The sequence below is a fragment of the Staphylococcus sp. GW821-FHT11H10 genome, assembly GCF_058807855.1.
Genome location: NZ_JBXARC010000020.1, coordinates 1 through 16,917, shown reverse-complemented (window position 1 = coordinate 16,917; position 16,917 = coordinate 1). Strand labels below are relative to the sequence as shown.

Sequence of the window (16,917 nt, the reverse complement as noted above, 5' to 3'; positions counted from 1 at the left end):
ATACTTATTTATTTTAACAAAATAAATTGTGAAGTTCTAGCATGTGAACACGCTATCTCAATGTATAACAGTTTGAATCATTTATTAGCATCAATATTATGTTGGATTTTGTTAACAAGTTTGCTGAATTGTTTAATGTCGCCCTTTTTTTGCTTATAATTTTCTAAAGTTTGAGCAAAAAAGTTTTTATAGTTACTGCTTACAAGACGATCATCAAAAGAGACAATCAACCCTTGATCATCTTCATTGCGAATTAAACGACCTAAACCTTGTCTAAAACGAGTAACTGCGTCAGGTAAAACATAGTCCTTAAAGGTAGAATCAAATTCAGAATCCATAAGCCAATGTTTCGTATTGTATTTATTCATAAATGGAAGTTTAGCTATCATAACACATTTAATACCCTTAGCTTGATAATCAAAACCTTCGAAAAACGTTGATGTGCCAAGTAAAATTGTCTTATCAAAATTATTAAATTGTTGAACAATTTTATAGTTTTGATTTTGTTGTTGTGTAAGTACTACATAGTCTTCAAAAGTGGGTAATTCATTTAATAACTCTTGTACCATGTGCATCATACGGTAGCTTGTAAATAACACTAAACATTTCGAATCAGTGATTGTTACATACTCTTGAATATAATCCACTATAGATGCTACGTAATCATCGATATTTTTGAAGTTATAAGAACTAACATCACTAGGAATATACACGTTCGTATTCGCGTGATTAGATAGTGTCGATGGAACTTGATACGTGTTAAAATGCACATCTTCTTTAAACCAATTTTTAAAGGCATCAAACTTATGATTAAACGTCAATGTTCCAGAAATAAATGTTAATGAATTAAATTTATCTAAAACGCGAGTCGTTAAAATATCACGAACTGCATAATCTTTAACAATCAATTTAATAGTTGACTTTTGAGTTAGATTCCTAATGGATAAGTACGCAGTATGTTTATCTTTTAAACTCTGCTCTATATTTCGATAAGTATCATTAATATATAAAAGTTGTTTGCGTAAAGTCTTAATCGTTTTGTGCGTCATACCATTAAAAATTTCTAATGTCTTATTTATCTTATCAACAATCAAATGCAAATCTTTAAGTATCTGAGTTGAATCAAATTCAAATACATAATGGTGTCGATGTATATCATCATCATAAACGTCAGAGTTTTGAATGATTTCGAATATATGATTAAATAGACGTTCATTTAAATCATGTATTTCTGATATATTCATTTTTAAACCGAATACATCTATCGGTGCGATATCTAAACGTTCTAAAATTCGTTGTTGTTCTAGTTTATCAATCGCTTTTAATAATTTTTCATTTTCATTTTTTCCTATTAAACCAAGTTGATATTTTAAATCTGAATAATCGAGATCATTAGTGACTTGGTTTAATGCATAGTCAGGTAAACGATGTGCCTCATCAATTATACAATCATCGAAAAGTTGATAAATTGAATTCTCTTGGTCTGAGTGTATGAGATGTGCATGATTAGTGATTCCGATTTGAATATGATGTGCATTTCGTTTGATGTAATTGTAATAATGCATATCATGTCTAACTGGTACATAAGTTTCAATCTTTTGGTCAAAATACATTTTCTGACCACCTTTAAGATTTAAATCTTGAATATCTCCAGTTTCCGTTTCGATAATCCAGGTCAATAATTGCATTTTTAAAATATTAACTTCATAGTTGGTAGTTTCATCTTTTAAAATCTGACTAATTAAGCCAAGTGAAATGTATTCAGATTTACTTTTTATAAGTGTGGCATTAATTTTAAAGTTTAGTGCTTGATTGATACTCGGAATATCTTTTAGCAAAAGTTGATTTTGCAACAGTTTAGTATTAGTCGAAATCATGACATGACGTCCAGTTTCAATGTTATACATCAATGCTGCCAAAAGATATGCCAATGACTTTCCACTACCTAAAGGAGCTTCAATCATCGCTTTATCATTGTGCATGAGTTGCTCTAGGATGATTTCAGATAAATATAGTTGTTGTGGACGATATGTTAGATTAAGTGATTTAACTACTTCACTATACAAATCTTTAAGTGATCCATTAAATGATGTTTTAGGCGCTTTTAAATCAATTTGCTTTTTATAAATTATTTGTTCGAATTGACCGTATTGATTATCTAAAGGTGAATTTTCATGTTGACGTACCATTTCAAACAAGACATTAAATAAGTCATATTTTAAATTTTTACTTAAATAATAGAGTTGTTTTAATGTATCTATAGGTAGTTGTTCAAACTTTTGAAAGGCTTTAATCATTAGTAATGCAGTAGTAGTAGCGTCTTCATCAGCCCTATGTGCGTTGTCTAAGGGTATGTCGTGTGCCTCTGCTAATTCACTAAGTTGATAACTCTTATCTGTAGGATAAGCAATTTTAAATAATTCTAACGTATCCAGGACCTTTTTAGGTTTAAAATCTATATTACAGTTTTGAAAGGCCTTTTTTATAAAATTTAAGTCAAAATCAACATTATGAGCAACGAACACACGATCTTTCAATTGTTTGTAAATTTCTTGTGCAATTTCATGAAAATAAGGGGCTTGCTCTAACATGGTATCTTCAATAGAAGTCAATGCTTGGATAAATGGTGGAATATCCAAATCAGTACGAATCATAGAATGATAAGTCCCAGATATTTTATTGTTACTTACAAAAGTAATACCAATTTGTATAATTTCATCATAATCAAGTTGATTGCCAGTTGTCTCTAGATCTACAACTGCATAACTTGTGTGTCCCATAACTAACTCTCCTTATCTTCATGTCATTCGCTTTATATATCTATATCCGCACTAATAAGGCGTCTAACGTCATTATTTTCATCTCTAACTATTAAGAAACCATCGTTATCAATATCGATTGCTTCACCTATAAATTGTTTGTCGTTTTCAGTGAAACGCAATTGGCGTTGCCATATATTTGAGGCTTCAATATACTCATTTCGAATTTCTGTAAAAGGCTTTGTTAAAAATTGTGAATATCGTTTTTCGATTGATGAAATGAGCTTTTTTAAAAATGAGTATCGATTAATTTTATTATTACTATGTAAACGAATGCTTGTTGCTCTCTGTTTAATATCATCAGAAAAATCACTGTCACTGTGGTTTAAATTAATACCAATACCACAAATAATAGCGTCAATTGAATCGTAATTTGCTATCATTTCAGTTAAAAAACCACATACTTTTTTATCAGCAATATATATATCGTTCGGCCATTTAATTTCTACTTTATCATTCGTGAAAGATTGTATTGCATCTCTAATTCCTAAAGCAACAAACAAGTTGAATTTTGGAATCATTGAAAAAGGTACATTTGGACGCAATACTAGAGACATCCATAAGCCTTTTCCTTTTGAAGAAGCCCAATTACGATTAAATCGACCTCTTCCTTTTGTTTGTTCGTCACTTAATATAATCATAGACTTATTATTATCTACCAATTCTTGCTTAGCAATAATCTGAGTTGATTCAACACTTTTAAATACTTTTATCTCCGAAGCTAGTTGTGAATTTTTTAAAATATAAGATACGATTCCATTATACCAACTATCTGGGAGTTCATTTAATTGGTGGCCTTTATGATTGATTGATTCGATTTTGCAACCATCTTTTTTTAATTGATCAATGACTTTTTTAACAGCTGCTCTAGAAATGTTTAGCTGATTAGCAATATATTGTCCCGAAATATATTCAGATTGATGCATATATAGCATACGTATAACATCTTGACTATATTTTGACATTCTCTTTCACCCACTTCAATAATTCATCTTTTAAATTTGGAACTTTATTTGTTAACACATCAATTTCTATTTGTCTAAGAACTTCTTTCAGCCAAGGACCACTTTTTTTAGACGTAATTCTAAGTATATCTCCACCATTAATATTTAGCTCTCTACGACTTCTAATAGGTAAATGTTGATCAATTTCTTTTATTGATTGAAGATTAAATATTAACGGAGAGGCTATTTTAATGTTATTGTCTTCAAGTATTGAATTAATAGCAATGATATCTATGATATTATTCATACCATAGTCATAAACGAATAATTTTAATTGTTCTTTAGATGAAACTTGAGGCATCTCTATCATTATTTTATGATATTGATTGATTTTAGTTTTCTCATTGTTGCTTATTTTTAAGTCAGAAAGTGAAGTGTTTGTTTGTTCAACAGTCAATAATATTGCTATCCATAATTCAAAGCTTATTGGTGAATTAACTTTAGTTTGCTTCATATCAAGACTTCTAAAGAAAGGTACATAATTAAAGAAATTCAAATCTATTAGGTTTAAGTAGCTTTGGCTTACATTTTGGCCTTTAATTAATTTTTTTAATTCCACGACAATGCGTTCTATAGATAAATGTTCTACATCTGCGATTTGATGTTTCATCGCCTCAAAAGTATCACCTTCTATAGTAAAATTCAATTGGGATTGAAAGCGTAAGCCTCTTAAAATGCGTAATGCATCCTCTTTAAACCGTTCTTTAGCATCACCAACAGTTTTAATAATATGTTGATTTAATGCTACATCACCTTCAAAATAGTCATAAATATTAAAATTTTTATCCATGGCAATTGCATTAATTGTAAAGTCACGACGTTGTAAATCTTCTTTTAAATCACGAACGAAATAGACTTCACTAGGTCTACGATGATCAACATACTCTGCTTCAGCTCTGAAGGTTGTTACTTCATAATTAGTTCCTTGATACACCACATTTATAGTGCCATGCTCTCTCCCGATTGGGATAGTCTTTTCAAATATTGATTCTATTTCATCTGGTGTAGCACTAGTAGTAATATCGATGTCGTGAATGTGTCTGTTCATTAAGTAATCTCTCACCGATCCACCAACGAAATATGCTTCAAATCCATGTTGTTCTATTTTTTCTAAAATGGGTTTTGCTTGATTAAATAGTTCTGTTCCCATACTAATCCTCTTTTTGATTTAACATTTTTCTATAGTAGTGTTCATATTGATCTGTTATTAATTCTGAACCAAATCGTTCGTCAATATCCTTTAACATAGCAGTTTGCATTTTATTATATAATTCTTTATTTGAAAGCAGTTGTAACGCATACTCACTTGCACTAGTGCTATCTCCTATATCCACAATGAAACCAGTCTCATCATGTTTAATAACCTCTTTAATACCACCAGCATTAGAACCTATCGGCACTACTCCTGTTTTCATTGCCTCAAGCAAAGTTAATCCAAAGCTTTCTTTTTCACTTAATAGAAGTACTAAATCAGACATTTGGTAAAATTCACTAACTTGGTCTTGCTTGCCTAAGAATAGTACATCACTATCGATACCTAAGTGACGCGCTAACTTTCTCATGTCTAATAATTCAGGACCGTCTCCTAACAAGATTAATTTACTAGGTATGTTTTTACGAACTTTAGCAAATGTCTCTAATATAGTATCTATGCGTTTCACTTTTCTAAAATTAGATACATGTATAAGTACCTTTTCATCAGGTTTAATACCATATACTTCTTTAAGCGTTTCATCATGACGCGTTGGAAATTCATTTTCACGCACAAAATTATAAATAGGAACAATTTCTTTCTCGGTTTCAATGATAGATTTAGTTTGATGTGCTAAAGAGTGACTCACACTCGTAACAATATCACTTTGTTCAATCCCAAATTTAATGGCGCCTTTGAGAGAGTGGTCGTAACCTAGCACCGTGATATCAGTACCGTGTAACGTGGTCATTATTTTAATATCTTTTCCAGACATTTGACGTGCTAAAATCCCACAAACTGCATGAGGTACTGCATAGTGCATGTGTAATACATCTAAATCATATTCTTTTATAACTTCTGAAATTTTAGTACTCAAAGTAATATCATATGGAGGATATTGAAAGACGGCATATTGATTTACTTCAACTTGATGAAAAGTAATATTAGGTAAAGGTTTACGTATTCTAAAAGGAATATTGGAAGTTATAAAATGTACTTCATGGCCTCTCTCTGCCATTTTTATTCCTAATTCAGTAGCAATAATACCAGAACCGCCCATAGATGGATAACATGTGATACCTATTTTCATGAAAATCTATCCTCCTCTTGTTTATATTTATTTACGTTCAAAACGATTTTTATCTCTAGTGTTGAACTTTTCCATTGTTTCATTAAAACTTTCAGTCATATCAATATCTAATGAATTAGCTATACAAAGTAAAACAAATAAATTGTCTCCTAATTCAGCTTTAATTGTATTATCTTCTTCAGTTTCTTTCTTTTTCTTTTCACCATGATAGTGGTTTATCTCTCTAGCAAGTTCTCCAACCTCTTCTGTTAAACGTGCTAAATTTGCCAGTGGAGAAAAATAACCAGCTTTGAATTGTCCAATGTACGCATCCACTTCATTTTGCATTTCTTTCATAGATTTCATTATGATCACTTTCTCCTTTATTATTAACTCTTATTTAGTATATATCATATTAAAAAATCATGCATTTTATGAATATAAAAAGAGCAGACTATATTTTAAATCATACTGCTATATTTAAAAAATAAAAAAGGAGCAGAACAGAATTCATCTTGAATTCATTGTTCTACTCTCTTATAAGGATATCTAAAGTTAAAAATTTTGGTACTTGAAAATTCATAGTTTTAAATAACTACTAAAAATTTAAAGTAGTTTTTAAAGCATTGATTTTTATACATATAAACCTAACTTCATTAATTATCACTTGCTCTAGCGATTAGTATAATTCTTACTAGTTCTGCAACAGCTGTCGCAGTAGCAGCAACATAAGTCATTGCAGCGGCTGAAAGAACCTTTTTAGCATGTTTATATTCTTTTTCATTTACAATGTTTAATGCAGTTATTTGTTTCATTGCTCTTGAACTTGCGTCAAATTCAACAGGTAAAGTTACGATTGAGAATAAAACTGCAAGTGACATTAAGCCAGCACCAATCCATAAGGCTGTTGAGCCAAACGCACTACCCATAGCTGTTAAGATGATACCTAACATGATAATCATGTAACTTAATGAACTACCTAAATTAGCTAGTGGTACTAATGCACTTCTAAATCTTAAAAATGCATACCCTTGTTGATGTTGAATCGCATGTCCAACTTCGTGTGCAGCAATAGCTGTACCAGCTACTGAAGGTCTATCGAAGTTTGCAGGAGATAAACAAACAACTTTCTTTTTAGGATCGTAGTGGTCTGTTAAGAAACCTTCACCCTTTACTACATCTACATCATAAATACCATTTGCATGAAGTATTTCTTCTGCTACCTCGCGACCCGTTTTACCACTTGTTGATCTTACTTGCGCATATTTTTCATAGTTAGATTTTACTTTGTGTTGTGCCCACATAGGAATGAGCATAATAATGACGATATATATTATATAAGACATTATAGACAATAATTCCACTCTCCTTTAATCATATTCTACTGACTATCCTGTATTTAATCAAATAATTTAACCGATAAGATTTTTTGTAAATTATAATATAAACTTAGTGCAAAAACACTTAGCCAGAAAGCAATATAGCCTACTATCTCTTTGTGCTGTTCAATAAAATCATAGTAAGGATACTTATTTAAAACATAATCCATATAGTCATTGTTAAATACCCATATCATTGCCACTAATAGACCACTAATCCTAATTTTTAAACGAGGATAGAAATAAATGGCTTCAATCGCCATAATACCATGACTCATAATCAAAAAAACATTCATTATGGAAATGTTATGATCAAGATTAATCATGAGAATATTCATTATTACTGCCCAAAGTCCATATTTAAGTAAGGTTACGAATGCAAGCGCCTCTACAAATGGGATATGCTTATTAAAAATGAGACAAATAATAACAATACACAAAAAAAGTGAAGCGATTGGGCTATCTGGTATAAATGGCAAGAAATACCAAGGTGTTTTAGCTAATTGATCACCATACCAAATAAATCCATATAAGGTACCGAGTATGTTGCAAATAAGTAAAAAGATTAAGCAAGAGTGTCGATATAAGGTTAACTCCCACATCTGTTTTAATGTAAGCATGTGATTAAATTCCTTTGTGACTTTATCGGTTTTCAAGGACTTCTAAAATCTGTGTTAATTGGTAAAATTGTTCTCGATCATTAAGTTGTAAGCTTAAATCTATATTATGTCGTAAGTGCTCTACTAGCGAATGCACTCTTGTAGAATCGAGAGATAAATTATAAATTGTGTTTAGATAAGCCATGTACTGAGGAGAGTACATTAATTGATGAATAATTAAATCATTGAATCTAAAATCTATTGTGTGTTGGTCTGAAAAATGAATAAGAATATCGAAGTCGTTTTGGTGAGTTGTTACGTATTCGAATATCTCATTTGTATTGATAAGTAAGTGATTATTTTTAACTAATCTAATTGCTGGTGCATCTGTATTTGTTAAAGCAAGTTCTAACGTTTTATGGTTAAATATTCTTTGATTTACAAAATGTACATGTTCAAGTAACTCGGTATGAGATTTAATATAATTTAAAATCCAGACGCTAATTCGTGATTTAAAATGATAATGAAACAAAGCATATTCAATATAACTTTGTTTCATTTGTGTAAGTGTTTGAGTCAAATGAATCACCTACATTAATAATCAAGACGATTGGCTTCTTCTTGCCATGTCTCATTACTAGGATCCATTTCTATTAATTGTTGTAATATTGTTTTCGCTTTTTCTTTATAACCGATTTCGATTAAATAATAGTAATAGTCACTTAAGAAAGCGCTTTGAGTTTTCATTGTAGGATAAGCTAGTTCAAAGAAATGTTGTGCTTCTTTATCACGTTCTTCTTGGCCAAATGCATGAGCTAAGTGCCACATGAATACGGGGTCCAAATCATCTTCATCCACATATGATAGCAATGCGATGATTGCTTCATAATCTTCTTCATTTCGGAACAAATCACTCAAAATTAATAAAGGTTCATGATAAGCATTGTCCACTTCAAGTGCTTGTTTTAGTAATTCAACACCTTCATTTGCATCACCATGTTCAATTTCTAAACTTCCTGTTGAAACCATCAATTCTTTATAAAATTGATTTAAACGTAACCCCTCTTTGCCTGTTTCAATGGCATCAGGATAATTTTTTTCATTTTCATAAAGTGATTGTAAATAGAAATATCCTTGAATAAAATCGGGATCTTTCGATAGAAGGTTTTTTGTAATTTTAATGGCTTCATGAGTGATATCATTTTTTTCATACGCGATTGCTTTTTTGAAGAAATCTTCAGAAGTCATTTCATCTTCATTAATTTCATCATATAGATTAATCGCATCACTATAGTTACCACTTTGTAATGCACAATCTGCCATACGAGCAAATAAATTAATACCATTCACTTCGTATTCACCCGTATCTAATACGACTTCATATTCACGTGTGGCACGCAAGTACTGACCATCAAAATATAGCATCTCAGCTAATGCGAAATGGATGATTGGATCATTTGGCTCTAATTCCCTAGCTTCAATCAACTTATCAATGGCAACTTCTGTCATATTAATTTGCTGATATAAATCAGCCTCTAACATTAATTTTTCTGTTGATATTGCTACTTGACTTAAATATTCTAATGCTTCATCAGTTTGATTCTCTGACATTAGACCTTCAATAAAATATATAAGTAATTCACTTTCATCTGGATATTTATGATATAAAGTTCTAAATACCTCTAGACCTTGAGGTGTTAAACCAAAATTATATAGGGTTTCACCAAGAATAAATAATGCATCGTCATTATTAGAAGTTAAAGCATCATTTACACGAGAATCTAAATTATCTAATTTTTGAAGATTGATATCGTCTATTAATTTATAGATATCTTCCATACTGTTTTATCCCTCATTTTCTAAAAGCATTAATTTAGGAAGGAAACCTGGGAACGATACATTTACTGCATCAAACTGACGGATATTCAGTGGTTTATCACTTAATAATGATGCAATAGCTAACATCATCCCTATTCGGTGATCTGTTAAACTATCTACGGTTGCCGATTTTTTAAATTCTGAAGGATGAATAATAAGTCCGTCATCAGTGGGTTGCAATTCAAACCCCAATAAACCGAGCATGTCTGCAGTCGTATCAATTCGATTAGTTTCTTTCACTTTTAATTCTTCTGCATCTTTAATAATACTAGTACCACTTGCTTGTGTACACAATAGTGCAATAATTGGTAACTCGTCAATAGCTTTTGGAACTATGTCACCTTCAATAAGAACAGGTTTTAAGTTTGGTGTGTATTTAACACGGATTGATGCAGTAGGTTCTGATGTATCTGTGATATTTAAACATTCAATATTTCCTTCCATTTGTTTAACGATATCTATAATACCTGAACGAGTCGGATTGATGCCAACATTATGAATTGTAATATCACTACCAGGAGTAATAAGTGCCGCCACTATAAAGAATGCTGCTGAAGAGATATCACCAGGCACATAAAAATCTTTAGCTTTTATATGTTCGATAGCATTTGGTTGAGTAGTAATTTCTTTACCAGAAATGCTAATCGGAATATTAAACTGTTCAAACATTGTTTCAGTATGATTTCGACTTACATCTAACTCAGTAATTTTAGAACTGTCATTAGAAAATAGACTTGCAAACAATAATGCACTTTTGACTTGTGCACTGGCTACTTCCATTTTATAGGTAATACCATTAATTGAAGCGGGTTTTATAATTAATGGTGTAAAATTATCATCGATGCCTGTAATATTAGCCCCCATTAATCTGAGTGGCTTCATTACTCTATCCATAGGTCGCTTACCTATTGAAGCATCACCGGACAAAACGCAATTTAGATTGAGCCCACTTAGTAAACCAGCTAATAATCGTGTTGTAGTACCAGAATTTCCAGTATATAGTGTTTGATGTGGTGTTTTAAATTTATTATAACCAGGTGAATCAACTATAATCTTTTCTTCAGCAAGCTCTATGTTAACACCTAATAATTTAAATATTTCTATTGTGCGTAAACAATCTTCTCCCAAAAGAGGCTTATATATAGTCGATTGACCAGTTGCTAAAGACGCCAACATAATCGCTCGATGGGTCATTGACTTGTCTCCGGGCACTTCAATTTCTCCAATTAAAGGCCCCTTTATATCTATCATTTGCTCATTTGACATACTGTAATCCACCTACTTTAATACTAGTTGTAAATCGTTAAATGCTTTTATTAATATAGTTTTTTCAACGTGACATACTCGTGGTTTTCCAAGTTCTTCAAGTAATACCATTTGAATACCTTCACCATTATTTTTCTTGTCAGTTAACATATAGTGATACATATCATCAAAGTTTAATTGCTGAACAATTTGAACTGGATAATGAAGTTTCTTTAAATAGTTAGCATAATACGAGATGTCGAATTGTGTATCGAGTAAAGTATTAGCCACTATAAATTGGTAAATGATTCCAATCATAACAGCATGACCATGTGGTATTTTAGTCTTGTACTCAACGGCATGACCGAAAGTATGTCCTAAATTTAAATACTTTCGCATATTGTGCTCTTTTTCATCTTTAATGATGACGTTTAGTTTAGCTTTAATTCCTTTGAAGATAAACTGATCTATATCATTCAAAGATTGTAGTTTTTCTTTTGTGGAGAAGTGTTTTTCAATGTCATCTACTGCAACTTGACCTGTTAATAGTGCATGTTTATAAACTTCAGCATACCCACTTAGTATTTCGTCATAAGGCAATGTTGCTAAGAAATTTAAATCGTATATCACAGCTTTTGGTCTATAAAATGCGCCAATTAAATTTTTACCGTGAATGGAATTAATCCCTACTTTACCTCCCACGCTAGAGTCATGGGCAAGTATTGTTGTAGGTACTTGTATGAAATCAACACCTCTTAATAAAGATGAAGCAAGAAATCCAGTGAAATCTCCAGTAGCACCGCCACCTATCGCAACTAAACAAGTATTACGTGTTAAATTGTATTCAAGAAGGTGCTCTAGCGTTTGTTGATAATGTTCAAACGACTTCATCTTCTCACCAGCTGGAACTATTATCTTATATATGTGTGTTGATTCAAGAAATGGCATAAACTTAGTTTTAAAGTTAAAATCGACGTATTCATCAATGATAAGAAACACTTTATCATAGTCTTGTATATATTCAGATAACTCCTCGAAAGCATTATGTTCAACTATAATTGGATAATTATTATTTGGATAGGTTGTTTGTAATTGCATATGAAATACCTCGTTCCTTACCTAATATTTTACTAGAATTCAATATTAAGGCGTCTTCGTTCATCAATTTGGGCTTTTAGCTGATCGATATGATTGGATTGAAACTCTTCTGTAATGGCTTTAGCAACTTCAAAAGCAACAACATGTTCACAAACAACACTTGCTGCAGGCACTGCACAACTGTCAGAACGTTCAATCGTGGCTTTAAAGTCTTCTTTAGTATTAATATCAACGGAATTAAGTGGTTTATATAAAGTAGGAATTGGCTTCATAACACCATTAACAATAATCGGCATACCATTTGTCATTCCACCTTCAAAGCCACCTAAATGATTGGAGCCTCTATAGAATCCAATTTCATTATCATATAAAATTTCGTCTTGAATTTCGCTACCTGGTTTTTCAGCAGCTTTAAATCCTTCACCGAAGCTTACTCCTTTAAATGCGTTAATACTTACAACACCTTGTGCTATACGACCATCTAATTTACGATCATATTGCACATAACTACCGACTGCAACAGGCATATTTTCAACCATAACTTGAACAACACCACCAATGGAATCGCCATCTTTTTTAGCAGCATCAATTTTATCTCTCATTTTTTGAGCGATCGTTTCATCAATTACACGTACGTCATTCTTATCAATATTTTGTTTGAATGTTTCAGTATCATATAAACCTTCATCTTTAATACCACCAATTTCAACAACACGACTATACATGTGAATGTCTAATTGTTCTAGAAGAATTTTAGATACTGCACCTACTGCAACACGTGCTGCTGTCTCTCGAGCCGATGAACGTTCTAAAACATTTCTTAAATCTCTATGATTATATTTCATACCACCGATTAAATCTGCGTGTCCAGGACGGGGTTTTGTAATCGTACGTTTCATATTATCTCTTTCTTCATCAGAAATAGGCTCAATTCCCATAATATTTCTCCAATGTGTGAAATCATCATTTGTGACAACAATCGTAATTGGACTACCAAGTGTATATCCATTTCTGACTCCTGATACAATCTCTACTGCATCTTTTTCAATTTGCATACGACGTCCTCTACCGTAGCCACCTTGACGTTTAAACATTTCTTTATTAATATCTTCCGCTTTAATTTCTAAATTAGCAGGTACACCTTCAATAATTACTGTTAATTGAGGACCATGTGATTCTCCAGATGTTAAATATCTCATGAGAATACGCTCCTTTCCCTTTACTACGTTAAATTGTGATATGTGTTATCATATCACATTCAACCTTATAACATAACTAGTGTGTTACAGTTATTTTTTAATTTATTAGAATATTTTAATAATTATCAAACGATAGATTAGTGATTTAATATTCAAATTAAAAAAAGAAGGTAGGACAGAATTCATTTTGAATTCATTGTCCTACCTTTAAAATGTTGACTAAAAAGATATATGCTTGATTTAAGAGATTACTTATTTCAATCAACTAAAGCCAATTTGAATTGTAAACTCTTAATAAAATATTTCAATTTACTATTCGTATAACCAAGTATCTCTAGGTGCTTCGTAGCTACTTAATTCCTCTTCTTTGAACCATAAATTAATCTCTCTTTGTGCTGATTCAACTGAATCAGAACCATGAATTACGTTTCTTCCTACTGTTAAACCTAAATCTCCTCTTATAGAACCTGGCGTAGCTTCAGAAGGATTTGTTTTACCTATAATATGTCTTGATACATCTACAGCGTCTTCACCTTCGACAACCATTGCAAAAACAGGTGCTGAAGTAATAAATGAAATTAATTTACCATAGAATGGCTTGTCAGTATGTTCGGAATAGTGTTCTTCAGCTAGAGCTTGAGGAACTGTCATTAATTTAGCACCGACAAGTTTTAACCCTTTTCTTTCAATACGTGAAATAATTTCTCCCACTAAATTACGTTGTATTGCATCTGGTTTAATCATTAAGAAAGTTCTTTCCATCGTAATTGATCCCCCTGTGAATTAAGTCTGATTAATATAAGACTTAAAATATAAATGTTTATTTATGTATAGTAATTTTGTGTAACAAACAACCTGCTACTATTTAATAGTAACAGGTTGTTAAAGCGCTTTCAATATTTTTTCATTCTAAACACTACGTGATCCCATTTTCTTTATTAATTTAATAAAAAGACTTTGAGCATTGGGTTCATCAAGTTCATCAATTAACTTAAGCGCCTTAGCTAAATATTTATCACTAATTGCTTTTGATTCTTTAATACTATAAGAATTTCTAATCTGTTCAATTAGAGGTTTAAACTCTTGAGATTCAGATTGATGATTTAGTGCAGCAATTTTTTTCTTAAATGACGTATCTTTTTTCATTTCAAGTAATACTGGTAACGTTATATGTCCATTCATTAAATCGCTACCAACTGGTTTGCCAAGTTTCTTTTCAGTGCTAGTGAAATCCAAAATATCATCTACTATTTGGAAACTCATACCAATATAATGACCTATCATTTTAAGTTTTCGAATAGTTTCATCATTAGCTTCTGAAGTAATTGCTCCTACTTCAGTTGCTAGCTGAATTAATAAAGCTGTTTTTCTATTGATACGTCTCAGATAGTTAGTAATACTTTGTTCGCTATTAAATTGATCTTGAAATTGGAATAACTCACCAAGTCCAACATTTACAATTGAATTTGAAATTATATGATGAATTCGATTGTCACGAATTTCAGATAAATGTTCCAGTCCTAATGCTAGTAGAAAGTTTCCAGTTAGTATTGCAGTAGTAACATCCCATTTTTTTACTATGGTTAATCGTCCACGTCGTTTGTCACTCTTATCTATGACATCATCATGAACGAGCGTTGCCATATGAATTAACTCTAATGCAACTGCAACGCGATACGTGTCTTCTGTTTTCTTTTGTGGACCGAATTGACTACTTAATATAACAAATGCAGGTCTAACTCTTTTACCTCCTGAAGAAAGCAAATGTGATGAGGCTTCACGTAATATCGGATCATTGCTTTCGATAGCTTTTTGAAGGCGTTTTTCTACATTTTTTATCTCGCTATTCATGTTTAACTTTGCCACGTTAATCACCTTTTATTTAGTCGAACTTTTTTGTTTATAGCCTAGATGCATTGCAGCAACGCCACCTGTAAAGCTACGAATTTTAATTTTATTAAAGCCAGCTTGTTCAAATAATTGTTTTAACTTATCCTTGTCTGGAAAATCGAACGTAGATTGTTGTAACCATTCATATTCTTCTTTTGATTTGGCAAATAATTTACCAAATACTGGCATTACAAATTTAAAGTACAATTTATAAACTTGTTTAAACACAGGCATTGTTGGTTGACTTGTTTCCAGACAAACAATCATTCCACCTGGCTTTAAGACTCTGTTCATTTCTTTTAATGCAACTAAATAATCAGGTACGTTACGTAGACCGAAACCAATAGTTACATAATCAAATGAATTATCTTCAAACGGTAAATTCATTGCATCGCCATGTACTAAATGAATATTGTTCATGTGTTTAGTTTTTTCTTTACCAACTTCTAACATGTTTTCACTAAAGTCTAAACCCGTCACCTCACCATGTGCACCAACTGCTTTACTTAAGGCTATTGTCCAATCAGCGGTACCACAACAAACATCAAGTGCTTTACTACCAACTTTAACGTGCATATCTTTCATTACATGTTTACGCCATACTTTGTGTTGTTCGAAACTAATTATGTTATTTAAACGATCATATTTACTTGAAATATTTTGAAAGACTGTATGAACTTGTTCTTTTTTTGCATTATTTTCAGTCATTAATATTACCTCTACTTTTCTCTATATAACTTTGATTGATATCTTTTAAAAACTGATGTACATCAGCGGCTTGATACATTTTAAGGTAAGGTGGATAGTAATCATCAACCTCAGGAATTAATTTTTGATACAAATTTAAAGGAGTTACTTGTTCTTTACTGAAATGAGACAAAGTTATATATGGGAAGATTGTTTCTATTTCAATAATTGCATCATAGATATCTTCAGTTTCTATTACTTGATGATGTAATGATGATTTTAATTCATTAGATTTAACGATTGCTTTACTCATTGCTAATTGAAAAGTTGAATCATTTATTTCAGCTAACAACGTATAAAAATGAGCACTTAGCAAATCACCAATCAAAATAGATTTCTTTGACTTTTGATTTTGAGTAATTTCATCAAGATGTTTCATTGAAGTATCGATAGTGAGGCAAGCAAGTTTAGCATTCTCAGGAATATCATAACAATCTAATAATCCACCCAATCTAGAGTTTATGTTAATAGCTTCATAGTCATGAATTCTCGTAAGCTTATGATTAATTTGTCTATTTAATTTGCTTATAGTTCTTTCCATGTTCACACCTCACGTTATTATCACTATACATCTTAACATTATATGAATAAAAATAAAATATAGCGACTTAACGTTACAATTACTTTATTTATTGAATTGAAAAGCTATTAAGGAATAACAACTTATATAATATAGTAATAAATTATATGCATTAATTCTCTATAATGATTTATGTATAAAAAAAAGAGTCTGGGACATAAACCCTAGAGAAATAGCCAGTAAATGAGTTTTAACAAATTCATTTACTGGCTTCTTTA

At 31.2% G+C, this 16,917-nt stretch carries 16 protein-coding genes; all 16 read right to left on the bottom strand.

What is annotated here, in order from left to right; all coding sequences use genetic code 11:
* Nucleotides 1-77 precede the first annotated feature (77 nt).
* Nucleotides 78-2,780, bottom strand: a complete 2,703-nt coding sequence (locus AC1RRU_RS09985; RefSeq protein WP_011275752.1) for a helicase C-terminal domain-containing protein — start codon at nucleotides 2,778-2,780, stop codon at nucleotides 78-80.
* 32 nt (nucleotides 2,781-2,812) lie between these two features.
* Nucleotides 2,813-3,784, bottom strand: coding sequence for a biotin--[acetyl-CoA-carboxylase] ligase (locus tag AC1RRU_RS09980; protein ID WP_011275751.1), 972 nt, complete (start codon nucleotides 3,782-3,784; stop codon nucleotides 2,813-2,815).
* Nucleotides 3,771-4,973, bottom strand: a complete 1,203-nt coding sequence (locus AC1RRU_RS09975) for a CCA tRNA nucleotidyltransferase (RefSeq protein WP_011275750.1) — start codon at nucleotides 4,971-4,973, stop codon at nucleotides 3,771-3,773. The genes AC1RRU_RS09980 and AC1RRU_RS09975 overlap by 14 nt, the downstream gene beginning before the upstream one ends.
* 1 nt (nucleotide 4,974) lies before the next feature.
* On the bottom strand, nucleotides 4,975-6,105 hold the full coding sequence (gene bshA / locus AC1RRU_RS09970) for an N-acetyl-alpha-D-glucosaminyl L-malate synthase BshA (protein ID WP_011275749.1): 1,131 nt from the start codon (nucleotides 6,103-6,105) through the stop codon (nucleotides 4,975-4,977).
* 27 nt (nucleotides 6,106-6,132) lie between these two features.
* A complete protein-coding gene (locus tag AC1RRU_RS09965) occupies nucleotides 6,133-6,450 on the bottom strand; it encodes a nucleotide pyrophosphohydrolase (RefSeq protein WP_011275748.1) in 318 nt (105 codons plus the stop codon).
* 290 nt (nucleotides 6,451-6,740) lie between these two features.
* The gene (locus AC1RRU_RS09960) at nucleotides 6,741-7,439 is read right to left on the bottom strand and encodes a zinc metallopeptidase (protein ID WP_029376682.1); all 699 of its coding nucleotides are present in this window, start codon (nucleotides 7,437-7,439) and stop codon (nucleotides 6,741-6,743) included.
* 44 nt (nucleotides 7,440-7,483) lie between these two features.
* The gene (locus tag AC1RRU_RS09955; protein ID WP_011275746.1) at nucleotides 7,484-8,083 is read right to left on the bottom strand and encodes a DUF1405 domain-containing protein; all 600 of its coding nucleotides are present in this window, start codon (nucleotides 8,081-8,083) and stop codon (nucleotides 7,484-7,486) included.
* Between the two features lie 22 nt (nucleotides 8,084-8,105).
* A complete protein-coding gene (locus tag AC1RRU_RS09950; protein ID WP_016931253.1) occupies nucleotides 8,106-8,642 on the bottom strand; it encodes a YpiB family protein in 537 nt (178 codons plus the stop codon).
* 14 nt (nucleotides 8,643-8,656) lie between these two features.
* The gene (locus AC1RRU_RS09945; protein WP_011275744.1) at nucleotides 8,657-9,901 is read right to left on the bottom strand and encodes a tetratricopeptide repeat protein; all 1,245 of its coding nucleotides are present in this window, start codon (nucleotides 9,899-9,901) and stop codon (nucleotides 8,657-8,659) included.
* 6 nt (nucleotides 9,902-9,907) lie between these two features.
* Nucleotides 9,908-11,206, bottom strand: a complete 1,299-nt coding sequence (gene aroA, locus AC1RRU_RS09940) for a 3-phosphoshikimate 1-carboxyvinyltransferase (RefSeq protein WP_011275743.1) — start codon at nucleotides 11,204-11,206, stop codon at nucleotides 9,908-9,910.
* A gap of 12 nt (nucleotides 11,207-11,218) precedes the next feature.
* Nucleotides 11,219-12,283: a 3-dehydroquinate synthase gene (gene aroB, locus AC1RRU_RS09935; protein ID WP_011275742.1), complete on the bottom strand. Its 1,065-nt coding sequence runs from the start codon at nucleotides 12,281-12,283 to the stop codon at nucleotides 11,219-11,221.
* Between the two features lie 32 nt (nucleotides 12,284-12,315).
* Nucleotides 12,316-13,482, bottom strand: coding sequence for a chorismate synthase (aroC, locus tag AC1RRU_RS09930; RefSeq protein WP_016931255.1), 1,167 nt, complete (start codon nucleotides 13,480-13,482; stop codon nucleotides 12,316-12,318).
* Nucleotides 13,483-13,794: 312 nt separating this feature from the next.
* Nucleotides 13,795-14,244 (bottom strand): nucleoside-diphosphate kinase, encoded by a 450-nt coding sequence (ndk, locus tag AC1RRU_RS09925; protein WP_011275740.1) that lies wholly within the window; start codon nucleotides 14,242-14,244, stop codon nucleotides 13,795-13,797.
* Nucleotides 14,245-14,391: 147 nt separating this feature from the next.
* On the bottom strand, nucleotides 14,392-15,348 hold the full coding sequence (locus AC1RRU_RS09920; RefSeq protein ID WP_011275739.1) for a polyprenyl synthetase family protein: 957 nt from the start codon (nucleotides 15,346-15,348) through the stop codon (nucleotides 14,392-14,394).
* A 12-nt stretch (nucleotides 15,349-15,360) separates the two neighbouring features.
* Nucleotides 15,361-16,080, bottom strand: coding sequence for a demethylmenaquinone methyltransferase (locus AC1RRU_RS09915; RefSeq protein WP_011275738.1), 720 nt, complete (start codon nucleotides 16,078-16,080; stop codon nucleotides 15,361-15,363).
* Complete coding sequence (locus AC1RRU_RS09910) at nucleotides 16,073-16,660, bottom strand: heptaprenyl diphosphate synthase component 1 (protein ID WP_011275737.1); 588 nt, start codon at nucleotides 16,658-16,660, stop codon at nucleotides 16,073-16,075. Before AC1RRU_RS09910 ends, AC1RRU_RS09915 begins: the two co-directional genes overlap by 8 nt.
* Between the last annotated feature and the right edge of the window lie 257 nt (nucleotides 16,661-16,917).

Bases quoted from the DNA above. Each gene is read 5' to 3' on its own strand.
- AC1RRU_RS09985 (WP_011275752.1), bottom strand. From the start codon at position 2,780: ATGGGACACACAAGTTATGCAGTTGTAGATCTAGAGACAACTGGCAAT.
- AC1RRU_RS09980 (WP_011275751.1), bottom strand. From the start codon at position 3,784: ATGTCAAAATATAGTCAAGATGTTATACGTATGCTATATATGCATCAA.
- AC1RRU_RS09975 (WP_011275750.1), bottom strand. From the start codon at position 4,973: ATGGGAACAGAACTATTTAATCAAGCAAAACCCATTTTAGAAAAAATA.
- bshA (WP_011275749.1), bottom strand. From the start codon at position 6,105: ATGAAAATAGGTATCACATGTTATCCATCTATGGGCGGTTCTGGTATT.
- AC1RRU_RS09965 (WP_011275748.1), bottom strand. From the start codon at position 6,450: ATGAAATCTATGAAAGAAATGCAAAATGAAGTGGATGCGTACATTGGA.
- AC1RRU_RS09955 (WP_011275746.1), bottom strand. From the start codon at position 8,083: ATGCTTACATTAAAACAGATGTGGGAGTTAACCTTATATCGACACTCT.
- AC1RRU_RS09945 (WP_011275744.1), bottom strand. From the start codon at position 9,901: ATGGAAGATATCTATAAATTAATAGACGATATCAATCTTCAAAAATTA.
- aroA (WP_011275743.1), bottom strand. From the start codon at position 11,206: ATGTCAAATGAGCAAATGATAGATATAAAGGGGCCTTTAATTGGAGAA.
- aroB (WP_011275742.1), bottom strand. From the start codon at position 12,283: ATGCAATTACAAACAACCTATCCAAATAATAATTATCCAATTATAGTT.
- aroC (WP_016931255.1), bottom strand. From the start codon at position 13,482: ATGAGATATTTAACATCTGGAGAATCACATGGTCCTCAATTAACAGTA.
- ndk (WP_011275740.1), bottom strand. From the start codon at position 14,244: ATGGAAAGAACTTTCTTAATGATTAAACCAGATGCAATACAACGTAAT.
- AC1RRU_RS09915 (WP_011275738.1), bottom strand. From the start codon at position 16,080: ATGACTGAAAATAATGCAAAAAAAGAACAAGTTCATACAGTCTTTCAA.
- AC1RRU_RS09910 (WP_011275737.1), bottom strand. From the start codon at position 16,660: ATGGAAAGAACTATAAGCAAATTAAATAGACAAATTAATCATAAGCTT.